Genomic DNA, 21,566 nt, shown 5'->3' with positions numbered 1-21,566 from the left:
GTGCAGTGATGAAGCCAAAGATCGCTAGTGCGCTGATTCCGAGGCCAAAAAAGAGCTGGTGCTCATGGCGCATCGGGATATTGCGAACCCAATTGCCCATCCAGGACGTCAGGGCCGAATGATCGGCGATGAAATAGCTGCCAATGCGCGGCAGCATGGAGCGGATTTCGTCCGGACTGCGGCTAACGTGGTACTCGCGAGCCACGGAATGATACTTGGCCAGCATCAGAAGCAGCCCCACCCACAAGGTGGCAGCGACGGCCCAAAGTAGAACATTTCGAGCCGTGCCTACACGCGGCGGGATCGTCTCTGTCACTGTCGGGACGAATCGCGATCGCTCAAAAAAGCTAGCCACACCAATCGCGCATAGGAGCATCACCAAGAACAGGCCGAGATAAATCGAGCAGAAGAACTGCACGGCCACCCAGATGCACAGTTGCGGCAGACGCTTCAGGTTGCGCGCTTCAAGCGATCGCCACAATTCAAGTAACGCAAGTGGAATAGCAAAGCGATAGACGAGTTGTGCATGGCCCTCCTGCGCAAGTGCGGGGAGCGCAAAGGTGAATGCAAATGCCGCTGCAGCAGCGGCCAGCCCCCGGAAACCCAGCCGGTTCAAGGCATAAGCGCTCGAGAAGTAAGTCAGCAGCGCACCGATACAAAACCATGCGTTAAAAGCCGCTTCGCGCGAAAGGTGTGCCAAGCGCGCAATGGCGTAGAACACGACCGAGCCAAAGTGGTTGTCGCTGAATGCCAGGGTGTCGGGGTAGGGGAAGAAGAACTGCGGCGACCAGAGATCTGGCGTCTTGCCCGTTAGCCATTGATACACGTGCTCGAGAACGATGCTGTTAAAGCGAGCGTCGCCGAGGTCGCCAGGTACCGAGGTGAAGTAATGTGTCGCCTTGCACAGGTATCCGAACACTCCCAGTGCCGCAAATAGAGCGAGGAGCCATCGCCCGGCCTGGCGGTGCGCATCGATGGTGTATGAGTGCTTCATAGACTGAATTCCATTAAATCCGGCCGATTGCTGCGTGTGCAATGTGGCATCGTAACCAGGAGGCTCTAAATTGAGCACCGGCATGGTGAGCCGTTGTGCTCAGGTGCGCATCACAACAACATGTCGGGACAGATAGAGGGGCTCCTTCTATAGTGTCCCGCTAGGTGGACTTTGGGCGGCTAGTCGCTCCAGTGGCGGTGAATGTCCTGAGGTGTCTTTGTTCGCACACACCGATAGCGTGATGTAGAGACGATACGACGGGGCATTTCCCAAGCTTTGTCACTACTTCTCGATGTCAGACGCAAGCCGGCCCGCAACTATTTCACGGCAAAAAGCCGTTATTTACATTGGTAATCGACGGCAGTTGAGCTGTGGCGGAAAGGATCGGTCAGCGTATCGGTGTATTGCCCCATTAACAGTCGGTGCTTCGGAAGCAGATTGTTGCGGAAAAATCTGCTGATATGGGCGAGGCGACGCCCCTTGTCGGTCAATAGTACGCACCCGTTGTCGATGGCAATCGTTCCCGATTCAAGCTGCTCGGTGAGACGGACCTCCACTAGATGGTGCTCCTTCACGTACTCCTTGGTGAATACATCCTCGAAAGCGCTCTCACGAATACCTCCGCCGCGCTGATCCAGCTTTTCCAAGATGTAGAAGGAGAGTGAGCGATCCAGCACCGTTGGTACAGAAATCGCAAAGCCATAACCGAGAAGCAACCAAATCACGAGCAGCTGTGCTTTTTCGATGCCACCAAGTACGCGAAACCATGGCAGCAAGCACAGCAAGCTGCCTATGAGAACAGTAGCCAGTACTCCGTCAAAAATCGCACTGTAGAAAACTACGTTCACGCGAAAGTAGAGCGAATGCACGACGTATATCGCCAGCATCGACACGACGAACATAGCCGTTGCCGCGACGATGCGGGTCAGTTTTGCTGTTTGAATACCCAATGTTTTCCTCCGAAATAACTACACACCATTTGCAGGAAGGTGCCAATGAGAAAACCTAGCCGATAATCCAGCTTGGCCCAGTCGGTCCATACAAACAGCACCGCTGCCTGCATCAGCGCCAGCACCGCATAGAGCACCCAGAAACGTGCCAACTGATGCCACACCGATTCGGTAGTACCCGGGAAAACGAAATGTCTGCTTCCCAGGAAGGATGCCGTGATGCCAAACACGGCGGCGATGAAGTTCGACACGCCTGCCGATGGCACGTGGAGTATATGAATGCAGGCACTGAGTACCCCGTAGCTGACACAAGTCGCAGCCAGTCCGTTGATGAGGTACCGGACCGGCTGGTACTTCAAGAGCCTACGCATGCTCGGGAGTTTCAGCGGTGGAAAGCACCTTATCGACCAGTTGGCGATAGTCGAGTGGGAGTACCGTGGAGCTACGAGTGATACCCGTTAGCATGAGGGTCATCAGCGTAATCGCGCCGGTCTGCAAGAACACCAGCAGCAACAAGCCGAGTGCCACCGAGAACCAGCCCGGGGTGGTATAGCCGACGGCCTTGAGTATCACCGCGGCGGAGCTGCCAATGAGCGACAGTACGGCAACGAGGGCGCAGGCAATGCCCACGCGCACCAGCACATCTTCAGCGAAAATCATCAGACCCTTGAAACCATGCAGCGCAAGGCCGACAAAGTTCATCTTGCTCTTGCCAGCGTAGCGCGGACCCCGATCCAGTGAGCAAGTGCGCCAGCGCAAGCGCGATACCAACACCGTTCCCGCCACATGAGTGGCCAACTCGCCCATGGCGGCGAGACGGCGTACGCCGGTCTCGTTCATTGCCATGAAATTGCCGAAGCTGATCTTGCGGCCCGTGAGGAGGCTGAACAACCCTTTGTAGACCGCGTAGAACGCTTTGAAGCGGAATGTCTCCACGCGGCTCTTGCGCTGTGCTACCACGACGTCGACGTCGTGGCTGTCCAAGTCGTCGAGGAGGGCTGCGATGGTTTGCGGTAGATCTTCGCCGTCAGAGTCCATGATGACGAGCCGATCGATGCTGCGGAAATGGTCCGCCACATAAGCGATGCCCGTCGCGATTGCCCGCTGGTGACCTACGTTGCGCTTCAGCCGGATCACCTCACCCTGTACACCCGCAGCTTGCAGGCCGGCCAACGAGACGGGCTGCTTCACCGAGCCGTCGTCAACGGCCACTATGTGAATTTCCTTGCCACAGGCTTTGGCCAGCTCCGAAAAGAGAATGGTCGAAGCCTCGGTATCCTCAAATACCGGCGTCACTACGATCAACCTAGGGTGATTCATGGTTGATCAGACTCCAAGGCGATGGCGGAAATACGCCACGGTTTCCTTCAGGCCGTCGTCCAGCGACACCTTCGGACTCCAGTCCAGCTTCGTCTTGGCCTGAGTGATATCGGGCTGACGCTGCTTGGGATCGTCACTGGGAAGCGGCATGTGCGTGATCTTGGACTTGCCGCCCACCAGCGCAATGACCTTTTCAGCCAGTTCCAACATGGTGAACTCGCCCGGATTGCCTATATTGATCGGGCCGGTGATGTCCGCGGCGCTGTCCATCAGGCGGCGCATACCCTCGATAAGGTCGTCCACATAGCAGAAGCTGCGAGTCTGGGTGCCATCGCCATAGATAGTGATGGGCTCACCCTTGAGCGCTTGCACAATGAAATTGCTCACTACGCGGCCGTCATTCGGATGCATACGCGGTCCGTACGTATTGAAGATACGCATGACCTTGATTTCCAGCTGGTGCTGGCGCCAGTAGTCGAAGAACAGCGTTTCCGCACAGCGCTTGCCTTCGTCGTAGCAGCTGCGGATGCCCACAGGATTGGTGCGGCCCCAATACGATTCAGGCTGAGGATGCACTTCCGGATCACCGTAGACCTCCGAGGTCGACGCCTGCAGGATGCGTGCACCGGTTCGCTTAGCAAGGCCGAGCATGTTGATCGCGCCGTGCACGCTCGTTTTGGTGGTCTGGACCGGGTCGTGCTGGTAGTGCACCGGGGAGGCAGGGCAGGCGAGATTGTAGATCTGCTTCACCTCGACGTAGAGCGGGAAGGTTACGTCATGACGCATCAACTCGAAGGAGGGATGTCCAATCAGGTGCCGGATATTGTCCTTGGAGCCAGTGAAGAAATTATCGGCGCAAAGGACGTCATGTCCGGCTTCTATGAGGCGGTCGCACAAGTGGGAACCAAGAAACCCAGCGCCGCCGGTTACTAAAATCTGGCTCAATTTGTTCTCCATACATTTGAGTCGAAAGTTACAGCTGGGCGCTGCTCGCTTGTAAGCAGAAGCGAGCCATTTGCCCAACGATGACTGGTCATCCCAGCCGCCTGGGAGCGCAACATGTTACTTAACTCTAGGCGCACTTGCATGGATTCTCGATTGACCGGGGGAACTCCAGCTGGCTTTCAAGTATCGGCTCTTGGTGCATTTCACAAGGAGGCCCGCCCCTCAAGTGCGGATCGAGATTTGACGCCTGGGGCCGTCTTCTGGGTGTAGGAGCTTGGGGTGCTATGTGAAATTTGTTGCCACGGTCGCTGTTGCCCGTCAATAATTGCGAAAAGGGAGCGCAATTGACATTTATGGAAGATAGTCCGATGGGGAAGGTTGCACGGCGGGCGTCGATCCGGGTCGGGACTGATCTTCCCACCCGAGAAGGTGTTCGATACTTCTTCGAAGTACTTCCGTTCATGGTGATGGCCGTGCTGATGGCCGTGCTTTCGTGCTGTTACATCTACTCGCGACAGCTCAATGGGCCGCCTATTCGTTCGGATGGCTTCGGGTATTACGCTTACTTGCCGTCGGTGGTGATTGATCACAATCTCCAGTTCACGCCTGCCCTGAACAACATGGCTCCGGGGGCCACTGCATACAACTACGGCATTGCTAGGCCGCTCGGCGGTACCGGCTATTTCAATAAGTATGCAGTTGGAACCGCAATACTTCAGAGCCCTTTTTTTGTGGGCGCTCATCTAGCTGCGCGCCAGAGCGGGCAACCCGCGACAGGATATTCGACCTACTATCAGTGGGCCAACATGTTGTCAGCGTACGTGTATATGTGCGTTGGAATCTATTTTCTGTATGCGTCGCTGCGTTCTATGCATTCGCCCGCGACGTCATTGATTACGGTTGTGCTCACAGTATTGGGTACCAATGTCTTCCACTACGCGACTTATGACGCGTCGTTCAGCCATATCTATCAGTTCGCGCTCACATCCCTTCTGCTGTATCTGTTGCTCAACATTCGCAGTAATGAAGGTCGCATATCGATAGGGCAGTTAGTGGCGATAGGGGTGGTAACGGGCTTTATTGTTCTTACCAGGATGACTAACGCCATCTTCGCGATGCTGCCAGCGGCCATATTCTTCGAGCGCTGGTGGAAAGACCGCGATTTGCGGGCATTGATGCGCTCGGGCTTTGTTGTAGGGCTTGCGGCGCTGGCTGCTCTTTCACCGCAGTTGCTTTACTGGAAGGTGTCGACTGGTCACTGGCTGGTAAATGCCTATGCCGTAGTTGGTGAGGACGCTAGCTTTCACTGGGCGCATCCAGAGCTGATCAACTTCTTATTTAGCGTAAGAAAGGGAGCCTTTCTCTGGACGCCAGCGTTGGTGGCTGCGTTCATTGGCCTCCCGCTATTGATTCGACGTACGGGTTGGCTTGGGTATGCGATGGCGCTGCTCGTGTGCGTGCATGTCTACGTCTGTGCAAGCTGGTATTGTTGGCCTTTCGGCGGTAGCTACGGTAGTCGGCCAATGGTGGATGTAATGTCCATCATGGCGCTGGGCTTGGCCATGGTCATTGCGGCTCTTATAAGACGGCGATACGTATTAGTGCTGGCGGTTTCAGCTTCCATACTGATGGCACTTAATTTAACGATGATGTATGCCTACTGGCGGCAATTTGTGCCCTTCGACGGAACGACCATAGGTAACTTGTTACAGCTTCCGCATCTTATTTTGAACAGCCAGTTGTAATCGCAAGGCAGCATGTGGCGAGCCGTCGAAAGTGGCGGCTTGCATTATTGTTCAACTTTTGGTGGTAAGGACGTTTGGCCCGGAGCGGGATTACGTGCTCCGGGCTTAATTCGTCAGCTGATCGCCTGTTCCAGCTCTGGAATAAGCTTGAACAAATCGCCCACCAAGCCGATATCGGCAATCTCGAAGATTGGCGCCTCGCCGTCCTTATTGATCGCCACGATGGTACCGGCGTCCTTGATGCCGGTCAGGTGCTGGATGGCACCGGAGATGCCGATGGCCATGTACAGTTCCGGGGCGATGATCTTGCCGGTCTGGCCTACCTGCAGATCGCTCGGCACATAGCCGGCATCCACGGCGGCGCGCGAGGCGCCCACGGCGGCGCCGATCTTGTCGGCGAACTTGTAGATGATGTCGAAGTTTTCCTTCGAGCCCACGCCACGGCCACCGGAAACCACTTTGCTGGCGCTCTGCAGGTCCGGGCGATCGCTCTTGCCCGACTGCAGTTCCACGAAACGGGTATGCGAGGGCAGGGCGACATCCAGGGTCAGTGCCTCGATCGGAGCGCTGTTGGCGCTCGTCGTGGCGGCCGGCCAGGACGCGGTGCGGATGGTGGCCACCAGCGTGGCGGTCGGGTCGGCTTCGACGGTGATGATGGCGTTGCCGGCGTAGATCGGGCGCTTGAAAGTGTGGGCGCCTTCCACGCTCATCACATCGCTGACCTGGGCTACGCCAAGCAGCGCGGCCACGCGCGGCAGCACGTCCTTGCCAAAGGTGGTGGACGGTGCAAGAACGTGGCTATAGCCAGCAGCGGCCTTGGCGATCTGCGGGGCAAGTACGGCGGCCAGCGGATGGGCGTTCTCGGCGCGGGCCACGGTGAGCACGCGGCTGACGCCTTCGATCTTGGCCGCATCAGCGGCGATGGCATCGACGCTATCGGCCAGCACCAGCACGTCGATGGCTTCGGGTTTGACGGCTGCGGCGGCGCTCACAGCGCGCGCGGTGGAGGGGTTCAGCTTGCCGCCGAGATGTTCGGCGATGACGAGGATCTTGCTCATGGGTGTTCCCTCAAACGTGGGACAGGGAGGCTTTTATTAAAAAGTCTGGCCGTGAATGGCCGGGGTTTGATCACGGATGATCACAAAAGCCCCTTCTGTTTCAGCGCCGCGACCAGTTCGGCCGCATCCTTCACCATCACCCCCTTGCTGCGCTTGGCCGGCGCCGCGTAGTGGGTGGTCTTGAGGTGGTCGTTGGCTTCCACGCCTAGCGAGCCCAATTCGATGGTGTCGATGGGCTTGGACTTCGCCTTCATGATGTCGGGCAGCTTGATGAAGCGCGGCTCGTTAAGGCGCAGGTCGGTGGTGATCACGGCCGGGAGTTCGGCATCGATCACTTCCAGGCCGGCGTCCACTTCGCGGGTCACGGTGGCTTTGCCGTCGGCAATCTCTACTTTGCTGGCGAAGGTCGCCTGCGGACGGTCCCAAAGGGCGGCGAGCATCTGGCCGGTCTGGTTGGCGTCGTCGTCGATGGCTTGCTTGCCCAGGATCACCAGACCCGGCTGTTCCTTGTCGATCAGCTTCTGGAACACGCGGGCGGCGGTCAGCGGCTGCACGGCGTCGGTGGTGACCACGTGGATGGCGCGATTGGCGCCCATGGCAAGGCCGTTGCGCAGGTGGGCGGTGAGGTCGGCCGGGCCGATGCCTACCAGCACGACTTCTTCAGCCACGCCCTTTTCACGCAAGCGCAGGGCTTCTTCCAGTGCAATGTCGTCAAACGGATTGGCGGAGAGCTTCACGCCGTCCGTTACCACGCCCGTGCCATCTGGCTTTACCTGGATGCGGACGTTGTAGTCCACGACACGCTTGTAGCCTACAAGAATCTTCATGTGCGGGTCCTTGGGAGGTTCATTCCACCGAAGTGGAGGCAGCAAAAGTCTGATTATGCATTCTAGCCCGAGTCAAACGATCGTTTGAACCCGGTCAGGTTGATTCGGGGGACGCCAAGATGCCGTTTGCCAGCGCCTGAGCGCTTTGTGCCCAGGTCGGCCAGTCGCGCTCGGGGCCGGGCGCCAGCGGGGCGTTCAGCCACGTAGCCAACACCTCGGCGAGCACGACGGGGTCCGTGGCTCGGAAGTAGTGAGGGTAGTCCCCCATGATTTCGCGAAACACCGGGAGATCTCGAGCGATGATGGGCAGGCGCCGATGCGCCGCTTCTATCAGGGGTAGACCGAAGCCCTCGCCCAGCGACGGGGCCAGCAGGGCCGACGCTCTACCATAGATGGTTTCCAGCACCGAATCGTCGACATCATTCAGCCAGAAAAGACGCTGATTCTTCTCCGTGTGCTTTTCCAGGCGTCGGACCAGTTCCTCTACCAGCCAGCCATGGTGCCCCACGATGATGAGATTGACGTCCTGTCCCCAGGCCCACAGCCGCTCCAATGCATCGAGTGCCTGTGTATGGGCCTTGCGCGGCTCAAGCGTGCCTACCATCAGTAGCGAGGGGCGCGCCGCCATGGCTTGTGCCAGGGCCGCGGGCAGTTCGGTGGCTTGAGTTTGATTCACGGTGATTTCCACGCCGAGGTGGAAGTTTCGAACCCTGGGTGGCTGCCCAAACTGGAATGTCATGTGGGCGCCAGCCAGCCAGTTCCTCAGGTCGACCGCCGTTGCCTGGGATACGCAGTGGAACTCGTCCGCCACACCGGATGCGCGCTGCAGCCAGTTCAGGAAGAGCTCGCGGGAAAACGGATGAAACGCCTGTGGCAGGGAAAGGGGCAGCAGGTCGTGCACGACGAAATGCATGCCGACGCCATGGCGATGCCACTCCCGGAGCAAGGGTTCAGTGGCGGTCATTGTCTCAGCCGCCCAATCGAGTCCTACATAGGTATCGCCGGCAGCGGGTGAGACAAAGTCATCATTCAACTGGGCGGGGTCGAGTTCCAGCAGGCCAAGGGCGTAGCGACGGGCAAAGCGATAGTGGCCGTCGACAAAGGCAATCGGTTCGATGCGTATGCCCTGGGGCGGATATTGCAGCCATTGTCTGAGAATGGATCGGACGACCCGATGCACGCCAGTCCCAATGTCGTGACGAGCGATCTGCGACACGTCGACCAGCCATCGGCCGGGGCTGGTAGGCGTCCGGGCCGCGACGATGGCATCGCTAAGGGCGGCCTGCTCGTCGTCGCTGAGGTGCCGGGCTGGACCCGCTGCCAGGGCATGGAGTAGACGGGTTTCCATAGCCGCAGGCCCCTTTTGCCGCCATGCCTCCAGGGTGACGCAGAAGCGCTCCATGTGGGAGGCGGGGGACAGCGAGACCCATGGAATCGATGGTGCAATAGCGGCGTTGGGCAATGGGCGATCAATGCCCATGACCACACCCATGCATCCTTCACTCAGTTGGTAACGGAGGGGAGAGCTGCCGTCCTTGCAATAGGCATAGCCGCCGCTGCGGTAGCGAGCTTCGCAGCTGTCCGTGGCTTCGCCGGCCTCATTCAGGGCACCTTGCTCAATAACCAGTACGCCAGGCCAATCGCGCATCCACGGCGGCACGCGCCATGCGGTCTCGGGGGAGGCGACGTATACAACGAGATCGGCTGCATCGAGTTGCTGGCGCAGCGCGCCATCCAGTTGGCCGGAATCTCGCGGTAGTTCAGCTAGGTCCAGCGCATACCGTTTCGCGAGTTCATTTATCCATGCCGGTGGCACCGTGGCGTACAAACACAACAGCGAGTATTGGCCGGAGCTCACCGAGACGCCCTCGGGGCGGACCGTGGTGTGCGCTACGAGATCGGCGATAGCCTCTTGCGCGCGCGCGGCCACTGCATCCCAAGAAAACTTGGCCGCCTGTATTTTGCCCTGTTCGCGTAAGGTGTCCGCGAAGCTCTGGTTCTCAAGCACCTGGCGCATCTTCTCTGTGATTGCGCCAGTGCTGGCCGGATCGAAGGTGGCCTGCGCATAGCCAATGACTTCAGGCAAGCTAGTCGTATTGCTTGCGATCACGGGGGCGCCACAGGACATGGCCTCGAGTGGAGGCAATCCGAAACCCTCCAATGTCGAGGGAAAGGCGAAGAGCGCGCAATGAGCGTAAAGGTCGATCAGTACTTCATCCGACACATAGCCGGTAAAGACTACCGACGTGGCTGGCAATGAGGCGCGGCGAATGGTGGCGGCAAGCGTCGCCATCTGTTCCGTGCTCGTTCGACCAACGACTACCAACTGGTAGCTGTCGCGCAACGTGGGGGGCAGCTGCGCAAACGCCTCGATGAGCCGGGTTACGTTCTTTCGCGCGTCGAAGCCACCGTTGTAGAGCACGTAGGGTCGGTGGATGCCATGCGTCTGCATGACGCCCCTGTCCAGTGGGCTGTTTAATGCGGGTCGGCAAAACTTGGGATCCACACCGGCACCAATGGTCACCACGCTGCTTGGGTCTCGTTGCAGTCGCGTGATGGCATCGGTGCGCGCCCACTCGGAGATTGCCAGCAGAAGATCGCATTGGGAGAGCGCTTGGAGCTTCGCCTCGTACCACTGGCGAACGCGCGGGTGGCCCAGGTGAGTTTCCGGGTCGTGCAGAGGAATCAGGTCGTACAGCGTGGCTACCGTTCGTGTCGAGCGCAGGGCCACGGGAGGTATCACAACGTCTTCGCTGTAACCCTCGATCATGCTGCTATACCAAACGACGTCGGCACCCGTCTGTTCCAATGCGTGGCCGACAATCATCTCGGCAGCATGTCGTCGGGCGTCGTTGCCCGCATCATGGAACGTTACATTGGACAGCGACTTGTAGTGCAGACGGTGGGCAGCGTTCGCGCTCGGCGCGAGACTCGCAATGATGGAGTCCGTGGCATCATCGAGCTGCGCATTGAAGGCGAAGTGAAGCTCGGTCCCCACAGTGGAGCGTGCAGCCAAGGCGCGGCTCAGGTCTAGCGTGTAGCGACCAATGCCACGATGCCGGCTCTGTGACTGGGCGCCTTGCATGTCGAGCAGTACTTTCATCGATCGGGCATCCTTGCACGTAGGCGCGACATGACATGCCGCCCGTCTTCCGAGAGGTGCGAAGCATCGATCTGCCGCATTCGGTTCGGGCGTTCCGCTGAGTGGAGGAGGCCACGCAGGCGCATGTCGAGAGCAGGAAAGCGATAGATGATCAGCGTCAAGCGGCGGCGCAGGTGAGGCCGCTTCGCCAGCCATTGTCGGAGTGGGATGAGTAGCCGGCGCATCTCAGGCCTCGTCCGTCGATGGCGTCCCGCGCGAAAAGATGCCGCGGAGGCTGCGCCGAGCCAGATCCACCGAAAAGTGGTTGCTTACGTTGGCCAGGGCAGCGTCGGACAATCGCATCCATAACTCGGGATCGCGATAGAGCCGCATTACCGAAGCGGCGAATCGTTCTGCATCATCGGCCACGAGAGCGTCAACCCCGTCCGTGAGGTGCATGCCTTCGGCCGCAACCGACGTGACCACGACAGGGAGTCCATAACTCATCGCCAAGTTCACTTTGCCCTTCACTCCGGCACCGAAACGCAGGGGAGCCACGGAGAGGCGACAGCCATCCAGCAACGGCGCAAGATCGTCCACTCGACCATGAATCTTCAGGCCCTCGCGGTTGAGCAGTCGCCGCGATGCTTCGTCAATGTCGCCCACCAGGTGCAGTGTGATCGAGGGGTCATCGGCCAACAGCAAGGGCAGGATGTCCGTGGCAAACCAATGCATGGCGTCGGCATTGGGGGGATGCCCAAATCCGCCCACGAACAGCAGATCGCGGCGCGCGTGAAAGCCTTGGCGTCGACCATGCACCTCATGGATGTTGCTCAGAAGTTCCACGCGGCTGCCAGGAAGCTCGCGCGCCAGCGTGGCCTGTTCGTCGGCACTGACGACCAAGGTCACGTCGCTGCGGGAAATGGCCGCGAGCTCACGCCGTCGCGATTGCTCCGCATGTCTACCCAGGCGCCGGTTGCCGGTAAGCAGCGCCGCGCGCCGTTCACGCAGGTGGTGAAGGTCGACCGTGTCAAAAACAACGGTAGCCCTTGGCGCATATTGGCGAACGAGTCCCAGGTACTGGGTAGCGATAGGTACACGACACAACAGGGCCGCATCAAGGCGATGGCCGTTCTTGCGCAGCCAGCGAAGAGGGTGGCCATCCACGTAACGCACACCCAGGGCCGCCAGGCGGGCGATATCTCCGGCGGAGGCGTAGCCATCGCCCGCCAGAAAGCTGATTTCCCAGCCATCCGCGTGCAACAGTTGAAGAATCTGGCACGCTCGCACGGAGCCGGAGTCCCGGGTGGGGTCCGGCACCACGCTGTCGATTACCAGCACGTGTCGCGCGGGGTGCCCCTTAACCGAAATAGGGGCTACCACCTCGAGCGGAGCGACGTCCTTAGCATCCCCAGCTTGAACCTCCATTCGCTGTCGAAACAGGTGCTGGAGCGTCCCTCGCCATCCTCGCAAGGCGATGCTGCCCCTGGCGCGTCGGGCGAAGTAAACAATGCGGCTCAGTCGCCAGGTAAGTGCGTTATTCACAGGTTCTGGTAGTTCGGCCCCGAGCCGCCTTCCGGCGTCACCCAGTTGATGATCTGGTACGGGTCTTTGATGTCGCAGGTCTTGCAGTGCACGCAGTTGGCGGCGTTGATCTGCAGGCGCTTGCCGCTGCCGTTCTCGGCTGTGGCGTCGTCCACGATCTCGTACACGCCGGCCGGGCAGAAGCGTGTGCAGGGGTTGCCGTATTCCACCGCGCACTGCGTCACGCAGACATTGGTGTCGGACACATGAAGGTGGATGGGCTGGTCTTCGTCGTGCTCGGTGGCGGCGAAGTAGACGCCGGCCAGGCGATCGCGCGGCGGCAGCTCGCGCTGCACATAGTCGCGCTTGGGTTCTTCCTGCTGGCCGAGTTTGTGCAGCATGGCGTAGTCGGCCTTGTTCTTGAGCGTCCACGGGGAGGCGCCGCCCACGGCGGTTTCCCATGCGGCGTTCAACATGCCGAACCACAGGCCCTTCTTGAAGGCGGGCTTGATGTTGCGCACCTTCTTGAGTTCGGCCATCACGTCCGAGCCACGCAGCTTGGCGTCGAAGCCGGCCGGCTTCAGGTCATTCGCCACCAGGTGTTCGGCGGCGAGCATGCCGCTCTTGATCGCCTGGTGGGTGCCCTTGATCTTGGGCACATTGAGCAGGCCGGCGGTGTCGCCGATCAGCAGCGCGCCGGGCATCTCCACCCTGGGCAGCGACTGATAGCCACCAGTGACGATGGCGCGTGCGCCGGCGGAAAGAATGCTGCCGCCTTCAAGCAGGGCCTTGACCGACGGGTGATTCTTCCACTGCTGGAAGGCCTCCCACGGCTGGTAGTTGGGCTCGGTGTAGTCCAGGCCGCTGACGTAGCCGAGTGCGATGCGGTCCTTGTCCAGGTGATAGAGGAAGCTGCCACCGTAGGTGTGGTTATCCGCCGGCCAGCCGAAGCTGTGCACGATCTTGCCCGGCTGCACGCGGCCAGCCGGTACCTGCCACAGCTCCTTGATGCCGATGGAATAGCCCTGTGGGTCGCTGTCCTTGTCCAGCGCAAAGCGCTTGATCAGCTGCTTGGTAAGGCTGCCTCGCGCGCCTTCGGCCAGCACGGTGACCTTGGCCTTGATGTCGATACCCTGGGTATAGCCGGGCTTGGGCGAACCGTCCTTTGCCACGCCCATGTCGCCGATGCGCACGCCGGCGACCGAGCCGTCTTCGTTATAGATGGTGTCGGCGGCGGCAAAGCCCGGGAACACGTCCACGCCCAGCGCTTCGGCTTGCGGTGCCATCCATGCGCACATGGCGCCCAGCGACACGATGAAGTTGCCGTGGTTGTTCATGCCCGGAGGCACCGGCAGCTTACGGGCCCCGGTCTTGGAGAGCAGCCAGAATTCGTCTTCGGTGGCGGGCACGCAGATAGGCGGCGGATTGTCGCGCCAGCCTGGCAGCAGGGCATCGAGCGGCTGCGGCTCGATCACCGCGCCAGAGAGGATTTGCGCGCCGATGGTGGAGGCCTTCTCGATCACGCATACGCTCAGGTCGGGCTTGAGCTGCTTCAGGCGGATGGCAAACGAAAGCCCCGCAGGGCCGGCTCCCACGACGACGACGTCGTATTCCATTGTTTCGCGTTCGCTCATGGCGGGCTCCGTCGGGCTATAGCGTCACGATACCGTTCCCTCACGTATGGAACGGGCAAACTGGCATTGTCCGGGTTCGGCAGGTCGCGGGCAACGGATCGGGTCGACAGGCGGCGTTTCTTCCTTGCAAACCTTTCATCTATGGTGTCGATAATCGGAACCGTGAGCCCAGGGAAGACACCATGAACCAGCAACCCCCGATCCGTGATCTCGACATGCGCCGGGCCACGATGTGCCAGCTTTTGCATTGGCTGGCGGTCGAGCGCGTGCAGCCGCAGGCCCTGGCGGAGGTGTATCAGGAGGCCATCGAGCGCCTGAATCCCAAGCTCAACGCCTATGTCGGCCTCAGTTCGTCGCTGCTACAGGAGCAGGCATTGGCAGCGCAGCACCGCCGTCGCGATGGCGTCATCGGCCGTCTCGACGGGCTGCCGATCGCGCTCAAGGACAATTTCGACGTGGCTGGCTGGCCGACCAGCGCCGGCCTGGGTGGGCGTCGTGCCCCCGCCACCGAGGATGCCCATGTGGTGTCGCGCCTGCGCGCCTCCGGCGCGGTGCTGATCGGCAAGACGAATATGGATGAAGGCGCGCTGGGCGCCACCACCGACAACCCGCATCACGGCCCCACGCACAACCCGCACCGCCACGGCTATACGGCAGGCGGTTCGTCCGGGGGCGCGGCGGCCGCGGTGGCCGCCGGTCTGGCGGTAGCCGCGATCGGCTCGGATAGTCTGGGTTCGATCCGTATCCCGGCAAGCTATTGCGGTGTGTATGCACTGAAGCCCACCCACGGCGAAATTTCCGCGCGCGGCTTGGTGCCGGCGGCGCGGCGTCTGGATACGGTGGGCCTGATCGCGCGTAGCGCGGACGATCTCACCGTACTACTGCAGGTGTTGGCCGGTTATGACGCTGACGATGCACGCTCGCGTCGCCGCCGCGTGGCGTTGTCACCGCCGGACTGGGAACCCGGTCGCCTGCGTGCCGGTTTTCTGCCCGACCTGGCGGCGGTGGGCGTGCGGCCGGAGGTCATCACCGTGTTCGAGGAGGCGCTGGCCAAGTGGCCGCGTGAGCTGGGCGAGCGACGTACGGTGGATTTCTCCGACTGGGATTTTGCGCGCACCCGCCGCGCCGGCCTGTTGTTGATGGAGGCGGAAATGCTGGGTACGTTCGCCGACGATCTCGCCAGCACTGATGGGCGCGTGTCGGAGCACTTCCGCCGCTTGCTCGGTTATGCGGCGGGCAAGAGTGCGGCCGACTATGCCTGCGCCGATCGCGTACTGGATGCCGCCACGCTCAAGATGCGCCGCCTGTTCGCGCAGATCGATGTACTGGTGTTGCCGACCACGCCGCAGGGCGCATTCCCGCTTGACGGTCCGGTGCCGGATTCGCAGGCCGACCTCACCAGCTTCGCCAGCCTGGCTGGCTGCCCGGCAGTGAATATTCCGATGGGCTACCTGCCCGATGGCTTGCCGATTGGCCTGCAGTTGGTCGGTGCGCGCGGCTCGGATCTGCGCCTGCTTGAGCTGGCATCGGTGTGTGCCGCCACGCTGGACGTCGAGCCGGACTTTCCGGCTATCGTCTGAGCCGGTCGCGATCCACAGGTAGGCAGGACGTGAGTCTGTTCGACGAAGGCACCATCCAGGATTGGCAGCCCCTGCAACTGCCGGGCGCCGAGTTGGACCTATGGCCGCGCTGGCTATCCGCAGACGAGGCCGATCGTCTCCTGGCCGAACTCATGGCGTCCATTCCTTGGGAAACCCACCGCATTCGCATCTTCGGCCGCGAGGTGGATTCGCCTCGCTTGAGCTGCTGGATCGGCGATGCGGATGCCACCTATGTCTATTCACGTACGCGCTTCGAGCCGCGGCCGTGGTCGCCGCTGCTGGCGAGTTTGCGCGAGCGCGTAGCAAGCGTGTGCGGGGCGCCTTTCAATAGCGTGCTGGCCAATCTGTATCGGAACGGCCAGGACTCGATGGGCTGGCACAGCGACGACGAACCGGAGCTGGGTTTGCGGCCGGTCATTGCCTCCTTGAGCCTGGGTGCGGAGCGTCGTTTTCGCCTGCGTCCCCGGCACCAGGCTGGCCGGCGAGAGGTGCGCGCGGTGGTGCTGGCACACGGCAGCCTGCTGCGCATGGCCGGCGACACGCAGCGGCATTATCAGCATGAGCTGCCGAAGGCGGGTGCCGTGACGGGGCCGCGACTCAACCTGACCTTTCGTCAGATTCATGCGCGAGCGCGCTGAGCGCGCTCAGGGGCTCAAGGGGGGATGGGCTTGCAAGGGTTGTTGCATGGTCCAGGCCACCACCTGGTTGGCGAGTGCGTCGCTGGCTTGACCAAAGGCCGCCACCACCTGCGGCACGGCCGTGCCGCTCACCGGCTGACTGATTTCAAAGCGGCGGGTGGCGACGATGCGTAAACCGCTGGTCTGCACCAGTCGCGCGTCCAGGCGAACCACCACCACGGGTTGGCCGCCCTGATATACCGACTGGAACGCACGCAGATCGCCAGCCAGCGCGTAGTCCGCTTGCAGGCTGTCATCGTCGCTGCTCAGGGCACCAATGCGGCCATCGTCACGGAAGGCATCGATGAGGCGATTGCGCAGCAGCGTGGTGGCCGAGTCGCTCCAGCGTGCACCTTGGTAGACGCTTACCACATCGCCCTGCGGCCACACGGTGATGCGCGAACTGTTGAGCATGCGTTCGGCCTGCGGGGTGGTCACGCGCAGTGACCAACTCACCGCCGGTGCCTGGGCATGCGCCAGCGGCGTGGCGGGCAGGCGATAGATGTCCGGGGACTCGGTTTTCGGAAGGATCGAACAGGCGCCCAGCAGAGCCGTTGCCATGCAGAGTGAAAGGGAGCGGATAAGCCGCGTCATGGCACAAACTCCTTGCTGCGGTCGCGGCCAAGCAGGTAGCCGGCCGGGTTTTCGTCGATGCGGCGCGAGATGCCGCGCAATGAGCCGGCGGCGTCGCGCAGTTCGCGCACTGCCGGTCCAAGCTCGCTGAAGCCTTGCATGCCACCATTGATGGCGGCGCGGTTGTCGCTGACCAACTGATCGATATTGGCGGTGACGTGTTCCACCGATGCCAGCGCATTCTTGGCGCTGTCCAACGTGGCGCGGGCCTGGTTGTCGACCAGTCCATTGGTGTTTTGCACCAGGCGCTGGGTCACGGCCAGCGTGTCGTTGGCCTGTTTGCTGGCCTGCGCCAGTTGGCGCAGCAGGTCGCGAATATCGTCGCGTTGGTCAGCCACGGCGCCGGTGGCTTTATCCAGGTGATCGAGCGTGCGGCTCACGCGATCCATGTTTTCCGGCGATAGCAGGGCGCTAGCCCGGGCCACCACATCGTTGATGTTCACCATCAGGTCCTCGCCGTTGGCAAGGATGCGACTGAGTGGCGAGCGATCCGCGACGATGATCGGCAGTGCCCCGTTTTTGCCCACCAGCGGCGGGCTTTCCAGTGAGCCGCCGCTGAGCTGGATAATGGCCAGGCCGGTCACGCCGGTCATGGCCAGCTTGGCGTGGGTGTCCTGGCGCACCGGCGTGTCGCCACCCAGGCGCACGCGCGCGAGCACTTTGCTGGGGTCGTTGAGATCCAGCTTGAGCTGGGTCACATCGCCGACCTTGATGCCGTTGTACTGCACCGCGCTGCCTTGCGAGAGGCCGGTCACCGATTCGTTGAAGATGATTTCGTAGTACGCGAACTGCTTGTCCGAACTGGACTTGGCCAGCCATAGCGCAAACAGCAATGCGGCGGTCACCACGATCACCGTGAACAGGCCGATCAATACGTGATGGGCTCGGGTTTCCATATCACTTCACCTCGGGGGACGATTCGCGCTCATGCGCCTCTTCGGCGGCGCGGCCGCGCGGGCCGTGGAAATACGCCTGCACCCACGGGTCGCTGTTCTGGGCGACCTCGTCGAGGGGGCCGACCACCAGCACCTTCTTTTGCGACAGCACGGCCACGCGGTCGCAGATGGTGTAAAGCGTGTCCAGGTCGTGGGTGACCAGGAACACGGTCAGTCCCAGCGCATCGCGCAGGGTCAGGATCAATTGGTCGAACGCTGCCGCGCTGATGGGATCGAGGCCGGCGGTCGGTTCGTCCAGAAACAGGATTTCCGGGTCCAGCGACAGCGCGCGTGCGAGTGCCGCACGCTTGACCATGCCGCCGGAAAGCTCAGAGGGGTACTTGGTTTCCGCGTTTACCGGCAGCCCGGCCAGGGCGAGTTTTACGCCGCCCAGTTGCTGGGCCTCCGGGCGCGACAGGCCGGCGTGCTCGATCAGCGGCATGGCGACGTTTTCCACGATGTTGAGCGAGGAGAACAGGGCACCGTTCTGGAACAGCACCCCAAAGCGACGTTCCACGCGCGAGCGCTGCTCCGGCGACAGGCTGAGCAGGTCCTGGCCGAACACGTGTACTTGCCCGGAGGTGGGGCGTTGCAGGCCGACAATGCTGCGCAACAGCACCGATTTGCCGGTGCCCGAGCCGCCCACCACGCCGAGGATTTCGCCGCGGCGTACGTCCAGGTCCAGGTTCTCATGCACGGTCTGCGTGCCGAAGCGGTTCACCAGGTTGCGCACCTGGATGACGTTGTCCGGCGCGTTGGCGTTGAGCGCGGCGTTCACCAGCCCATCTCCATATAGAACAGCGCGGCCAGGGCATCGAGCAGAATCACCACAAAGATGGACTGCACCACACTGGAGGTGGTGTGCTCACCGACCGATTCGGCGCTACCGGTGACCTTGAAGCCTTCCAGGCAGCCGATCACGGCAATCAGGAAGGCGAACACGGGAGCCTTGGCGAGGCCCACCAGGAAATTGCGCACCCCGATATCGGACTTGACCAGGTTGATGAACATCACGGGCGAAATATCCAGCACCAGCGCGCAGACCAGCCCGCCACCGACGAGGCCGGCGATCATTGCCAGGAAGGTAAGCATGGGCAACGCGGCCAACATGGCCAGCACGCGTGGCAACACCAGCAACTCCATGGGGTCCAACCCCAGCGCTCGGATGGCGTCGATCTCCTCGTTGGCCTTCATTGAGCCGATCTGGGCGGTGAAGGCGCTGGCGGTGCGGCCGGCCATCAGGATGGCGGTAAGCAGCACGCCGAATTCACGCAGGAAGGAGAACGCCACCAGGTCCACCGTATAAATGGTGGCGCCAAAGTCGGCGAGTACGGTGGAGCCAAGAAAGGCCACCACCGCCCCCACCATAAAAGTGAGCAGGGCCACGATGGGCACCGCATCCAGCCCGGTCTCTTCCATATGGGCGACCAGCGAGGTGACCCGCCAGCGCCGGGGACGCAACGCTGTTTGGGCGAAGGTTTGCAGGGTGAGGCCGATAAAGCCGAGCAGTCGCACCTGCTGGTGGTAGATGTTCTCCATCGCCGCGCCGATGCGCGCCAACAGGTCGGTGAGGGCGTTGCCGCGGCGAGCCCGCCGGGGCTCCTGGTAGCCCGCCATGGCGGTACCCACGGTCTGCAGCAGGGCGCGCTGGGCGGTGGGCAGGTGCGGGTCGGTGCTGGCGAGCTTGCTCAGGCGCTCGTTGCCAAGCAGGCCGGCGAGCAGGGAGGCGCCGGCGGTATCGAGTGCGCCCAACTGGTTGGTGTCGATCGCCACGTCGGCGGCCAATGGTGTCCCGATCGCCGCCACGGCGCGTTCCAGCGCGTGGTAGTGGGCCAGCGTCCAGTCGCCGGCAATGCTCAGGCGCGGCGGCGCGGCGGTGGCATCGAGTTGTGCGCTTCCTGTCGCCATCGATGTACTCATGGGGTCGATCTTAGACGTTGAGGACAGTCTCGCCTACGTTGGGTGACGAAATGATGGTCGCTGTCAGCGAGATAGAGGCTTGAGCGTTTTCCCTGGGTCCGCGAGCATCGTCGATGTCCGGCTCGCGGTTTTCCGTTAGATTTGACGGAATATGGGTCCGGCGTTCCGGAGCCCGATGCCAGAGGCTGGTTACGTAACGTATGTCTTCCTTGTCCCATCTGGACGCGCTCGAAGCCGAGAGCATCCACATCTTTCGCGAAACCGCGGCGGCTTTTGAGCGCCCGGTAATGCTCTATTCGATCGGCAAGGACTCCTCCGTGCTGCTGCATCTGCTGCGCAAGGCCTTTTATCCGGCGCGCCCGCCGATGCCGTTGCTGCATGTGGACACCACCTGGAAGTTCCGCGAGATGATCGCTTTCCGCGATCAGGTGGCCGCCGCCGGGGACGTGGAAATGCGGGTGCACATTAATGAAGAGGGCGTGCGCCAGGGCATCTCACCGCTGATCCATGGCTCGGCGGTGCATACGGATGTGATGAAGACGGCGGCCCTCAAGCAGGCGCTGGACAAGTACGGCTTCGATGCCGCCATCGGCGGTGCACGCCGCGACGAGGAGAAGTCGCGTGCCAAGGAGCGCGTGTTTTCCTTCCGTAATGCCCAGCACCGCTGGGACCCCAAGCATCAGCGTCCGGAGCTATGGCACACCTACAACACGCAGATCCTCAAGGGTGAGAGCGTGCGTGTGTTCCCGCTGTCCAACTGGACCGAGATGGATGTATGGCACTACATCCGGCGCGAACAGATTCCGGTGGTGCCGCTCTACTTTGCCAAGCCTCGCCCGGTGGTGGAGCGGGACGGCGCGCTGATCATGGTGGACGATGAGCGTTTTGTCCTGCGCGAAGGCGAGCGCGTGCAGATGCTGGATGTACGGTTCCGCACCTTGGGTTGCTACCCCCTGACGGGGGCCGTGCCTTCCATGGCGGACACACTGGACAAGATCATCGACGAGATGAGCGCCTCGCGCAGCTCCGAGCGGCAGGGGCGGGTGATCGACCATGATGGCAATGCATCGATGGAGCGCAAGAAGCAGGAGGGGTATTTCTGATGGCGATGCTGGATACCGCCCCCGCGGCTGCCACCGAGCGCACCAACGCCCATTTGCTTCGTTTCATCACGTGCGGCAGCGTCGATGACGGCAAGAGCACCCTGCTCGGTCGCCTGCTCTATGACACCGGCATGGTGCCGGATGACCAGTTGAGGGCACTCACGCGCGACAGCCGCACGTTGCACGCCGATGCGCCGGATGCGCTGGATTTCTCCCTGCTCACCGATGGCCTGGACGCGGAGCGCCAGCAGGGCATCACCATCGACGTGGCTCACCGCTATTTCCACACGTCGCGCCGCAGCTTTATCGTGGCGGACTGTCCGGGTCATGAGCAGTACACCCGCAACATGGCGACCGGTGCCTCCAACGCCGAGCTGGCCGTGGTGCTGGTGGATGCGCGCAAGGGCTTGTTGCCGCAGACACGCCGCCATTCCTATATATGCGCGCTGATGGGCATCCGCCAGGTGGTGCTGGCGGTCAACAAGATGGACCTGGTGGACCTTCGCGAGGACATCTTTGCCGCTATCGCCCATGAGTATCGCGAGCTCGCCTCGCAGCTGGGCATCGATACCGTGCACGCGTTGCCGGTGGTGGCGCCCAGCGGTGACAACGTAGGCC

The 21,566-nt window shown here is 61.7% G+C and carries 18 protein-coding genes and 1 pseudogene; 5 read left to right on the top strand and 14 right to left on the bottom strand.

What is annotated here, in order from left to right:
- From JHD67_RS17625 to JHD67_RS17605, 5 genes and pseudogenes are all read right to left on the bottom strand, one after another.
- Positions 1-994 (bottom strand): annotated as a pseudogene (locus JHD67_RS17625) (hypothetical protein); the annotation flags it as partial.
- Positions 995-1,332: 338 nt separating this feature from the next.
- Entirely contained in the window at positions 1,333-1,944 is a 612-nt protein-coding gene (locus tag JHD67_RS17620; RefSeq protein WP_233172007.1) for a hypothetical protein, read from the bottom strand.
- On the bottom strand, positions 1,920-2,303 hold the full coding sequence (locus JHD67_RS17615) for a GtrA family protein (RefSeq protein WP_233172006.1): 384 nt from the start codon (positions 2,301-2,303) through the stop codon (positions 1,920-1,922). Before JHD67_RS17615 ends, JHD67_RS17620 begins: the two co-directional genes overlap by 25 nt.
- 4 nt (positions 2,304-2,307) lie before the next feature.
- The gene (locus JHD67_RS17610; protein WP_199100496.1) at positions 2,308-3,264 is read right to left on the bottom strand and encodes a glycosyltransferase; all 957 of its coding nucleotides are present in this window, start codon (positions 3,262-3,264) and stop codon (positions 2,308-2,310) included.
- A gap of 6 nt (positions 3,265-3,270) precedes the next feature.
- The gene (locus tag JHD67_RS17605) at positions 3,271-4,221 is read right to left on the bottom strand and encodes a UDP-glucuronic acid decarboxylase family protein (protein ID WP_199100495.1); all 951 of its coding nucleotides are present in this window, start codon (positions 4,219-4,221) and stop codon (positions 3,271-3,273) included.
- A 332-nt stretch (positions 4,222-4,553) separates the two neighbouring features.
- Between JHD67_RS17605 and JHD67_RS17600 the strand changes: the two genes are divergently transcribed.
- Complete coding sequence (locus tag JHD67_RS17600) at positions 4,554-5,954, top strand: hypothetical protein (protein WP_199100494.1); 1,401 nt, start codon at positions 4,554-4,556, stop codon at positions 5,952-5,954.
- Between the two features lie 113 nt (positions 5,955-6,067).
- Here JHD67_RS17600 and JHD67_RS17595 read toward each other — a convergent pair whose 3' ends face one another.
- The 5 genes from JHD67_RS17595 to JHD67_RS17575 form a co-directional block, all read right to left on the bottom strand.
- Complete coding sequence (locus JHD67_RS17595) at positions 6,068-7,012, bottom strand: FAD-binding protein (RefSeq protein ID WP_199100493.1); 945 nt, start codon at positions 7,010-7,012, stop codon at positions 6,068-6,070.
- An 80-nt stretch (positions 7,013-7,092) separates the two neighbouring features.
- Positions 7,093-7,839 carry an electron transfer flavoprotein subunit beta/FixA family protein gene (locus JHD67_RS17590; RefSeq protein WP_199100492.1) on the bottom strand — a complete coding sequence of 249 codons (747 nt, stop codon included), beginning with the start codon at positions 7,837-7,839 and terminating at the stop codon, positions 7,093-7,095.
- A 94-nt stretch (positions 7,840-7,933) separates the two neighbouring features.
- Positions 7,934-10,942: a glycosyltransferase family 1 protein gene (locus tag JHD67_RS17585; protein WP_199100491.1), complete on the bottom strand. Its 3,009-nt coding sequence runs from the start codon at positions 10,940-10,942 to the stop codon at positions 7,934-7,936.
- A 225-nt stretch (positions 10,943-11,167) separates the two neighbouring features.
- Positions 11,168-12,262 (bottom strand): glycosyltransferase, encoded by a 1,095-nt coding sequence (locus tag JHD67_RS17580; protein WP_199100490.1) that lies wholly within the window; start codon positions 12,260-12,262, stop codon positions 11,168-11,170.
- Between the two features lie 200 nt (positions 12,263-12,462).
- Positions 12,463-14,079: an electron transfer flavoprotein-ubiquinone oxidoreductase gene (locus JHD67_RS17575; protein WP_199100489.1), complete on the bottom strand. Its 1,617-nt coding sequence runs from the start codon at positions 14,077-14,079 to the stop codon at positions 12,463-12,465.
- 182 nt (positions 14,080-14,261) lie between these two features.
- On the opposite strand from JHD67_RS17575, the gene JHD67_RS17570 reads away from it, so the two are divergent.
- Entirely contained in the window at positions 14,262-15,659 is a 1,398-nt protein-coding gene (locus tag JHD67_RS17570; protein ID WP_199100488.1) for an amidase, read from the top strand.
- A gap of 29 nt (positions 15,660-15,688) precedes the next feature.
- A complete protein-coding gene (locus JHD67_RS17565) occupies positions 15,689-16,318 on the top strand; it encodes an alpha-ketoglutarate-dependent dioxygenase AlkB (RefSeq protein WP_199100487.1) in 630 nt (209 codons plus the stop codon).
- 6 nt (positions 16,319-16,324) lie between these two features.
- Here the strand turns inward: JHD67_RS17565 and JHD67_RS17560 are convergent, their stop codons facing one another.
- Genes JHD67_RS17560 through JHD67_RS17545 form a run of 4 tightly spaced genes read right to left on the bottom strand, consistent with a single transcriptional unit; the run spans position 16,325 to position 19,845 of the window.
- On the bottom strand, positions 16,325-16,951 hold the full coding sequence (locus JHD67_RS17560; protein WP_233172005.1) for an ABC-type transport auxiliary lipoprotein family protein: 627 nt from the start codon (positions 16,949-16,951) through the stop codon (positions 16,325-16,327).
- The gene (locus JHD67_RS17555; protein ID WP_199100486.1) at positions 16,948-17,886 is read right to left on the bottom strand and encodes an MlaD family protein; all 939 of its coding nucleotides are present in this window, start codon (positions 17,884-17,886) and stop codon (positions 16,948-16,950) included. Before JHD67_RS17555 ends, JHD67_RS17560 begins: the two co-directional genes overlap by 4 nt.
- A gap of 1 nt (position 17,887) precedes the next feature.
- On the bottom strand, positions 17,888-18,703 hold the full coding sequence (locus tag JHD67_RS17550; RefSeq protein WP_199100485.1) for an ABC transporter ATP-binding protein: 816 nt from the start codon (positions 18,701-18,703) through the stop codon (positions 17,888-17,890).
- A complete protein-coding gene (locus JHD67_RS17545) occupies positions 18,700-19,845 on the bottom strand; it encodes an ABC transporter permease (protein WP_233172004.1) in 1,146 nt (381 codons plus the stop codon). Before JHD67_RS17545 ends, JHD67_RS17550 begins: the two co-directional genes overlap by 4 nt.
- A 200-nt stretch (positions 19,846-20,045) precedes the next feature.
- Between JHD67_RS17545 and cysD the strand changes: the two genes are divergently transcribed.
- Entirely contained in the window at positions 20,046-20,948 is a 903-nt protein-coding gene (gene cysD, locus JHD67_RS17540; RefSeq protein ID WP_199100484.1) for a sulfate adenylyltransferase subunit CysD, read from the top strand.
- Positions 20,948-21,566, top strand: a 619-nt coding sequence (locus tag JHD67_RS17535) for a GTP-binding protein (RefSeq protein WP_233172003.1), incomplete at its 3' end; no start/stop codon positions are given. The genes cysD and JHD67_RS17535, both read left to right, overlap by 1 nt.

Source organism: Dyella sp. ASV21 (assembly GCF_016428975.1).
GTDB lineage: Bacteria > Pseudomonadota > Gammaproteobacteria > Xanthomonadales > Rhodanobacteraceae > Dyella.
This window is presented reverse-complemented; position numbering and strand designations above follow the sequence as displayed.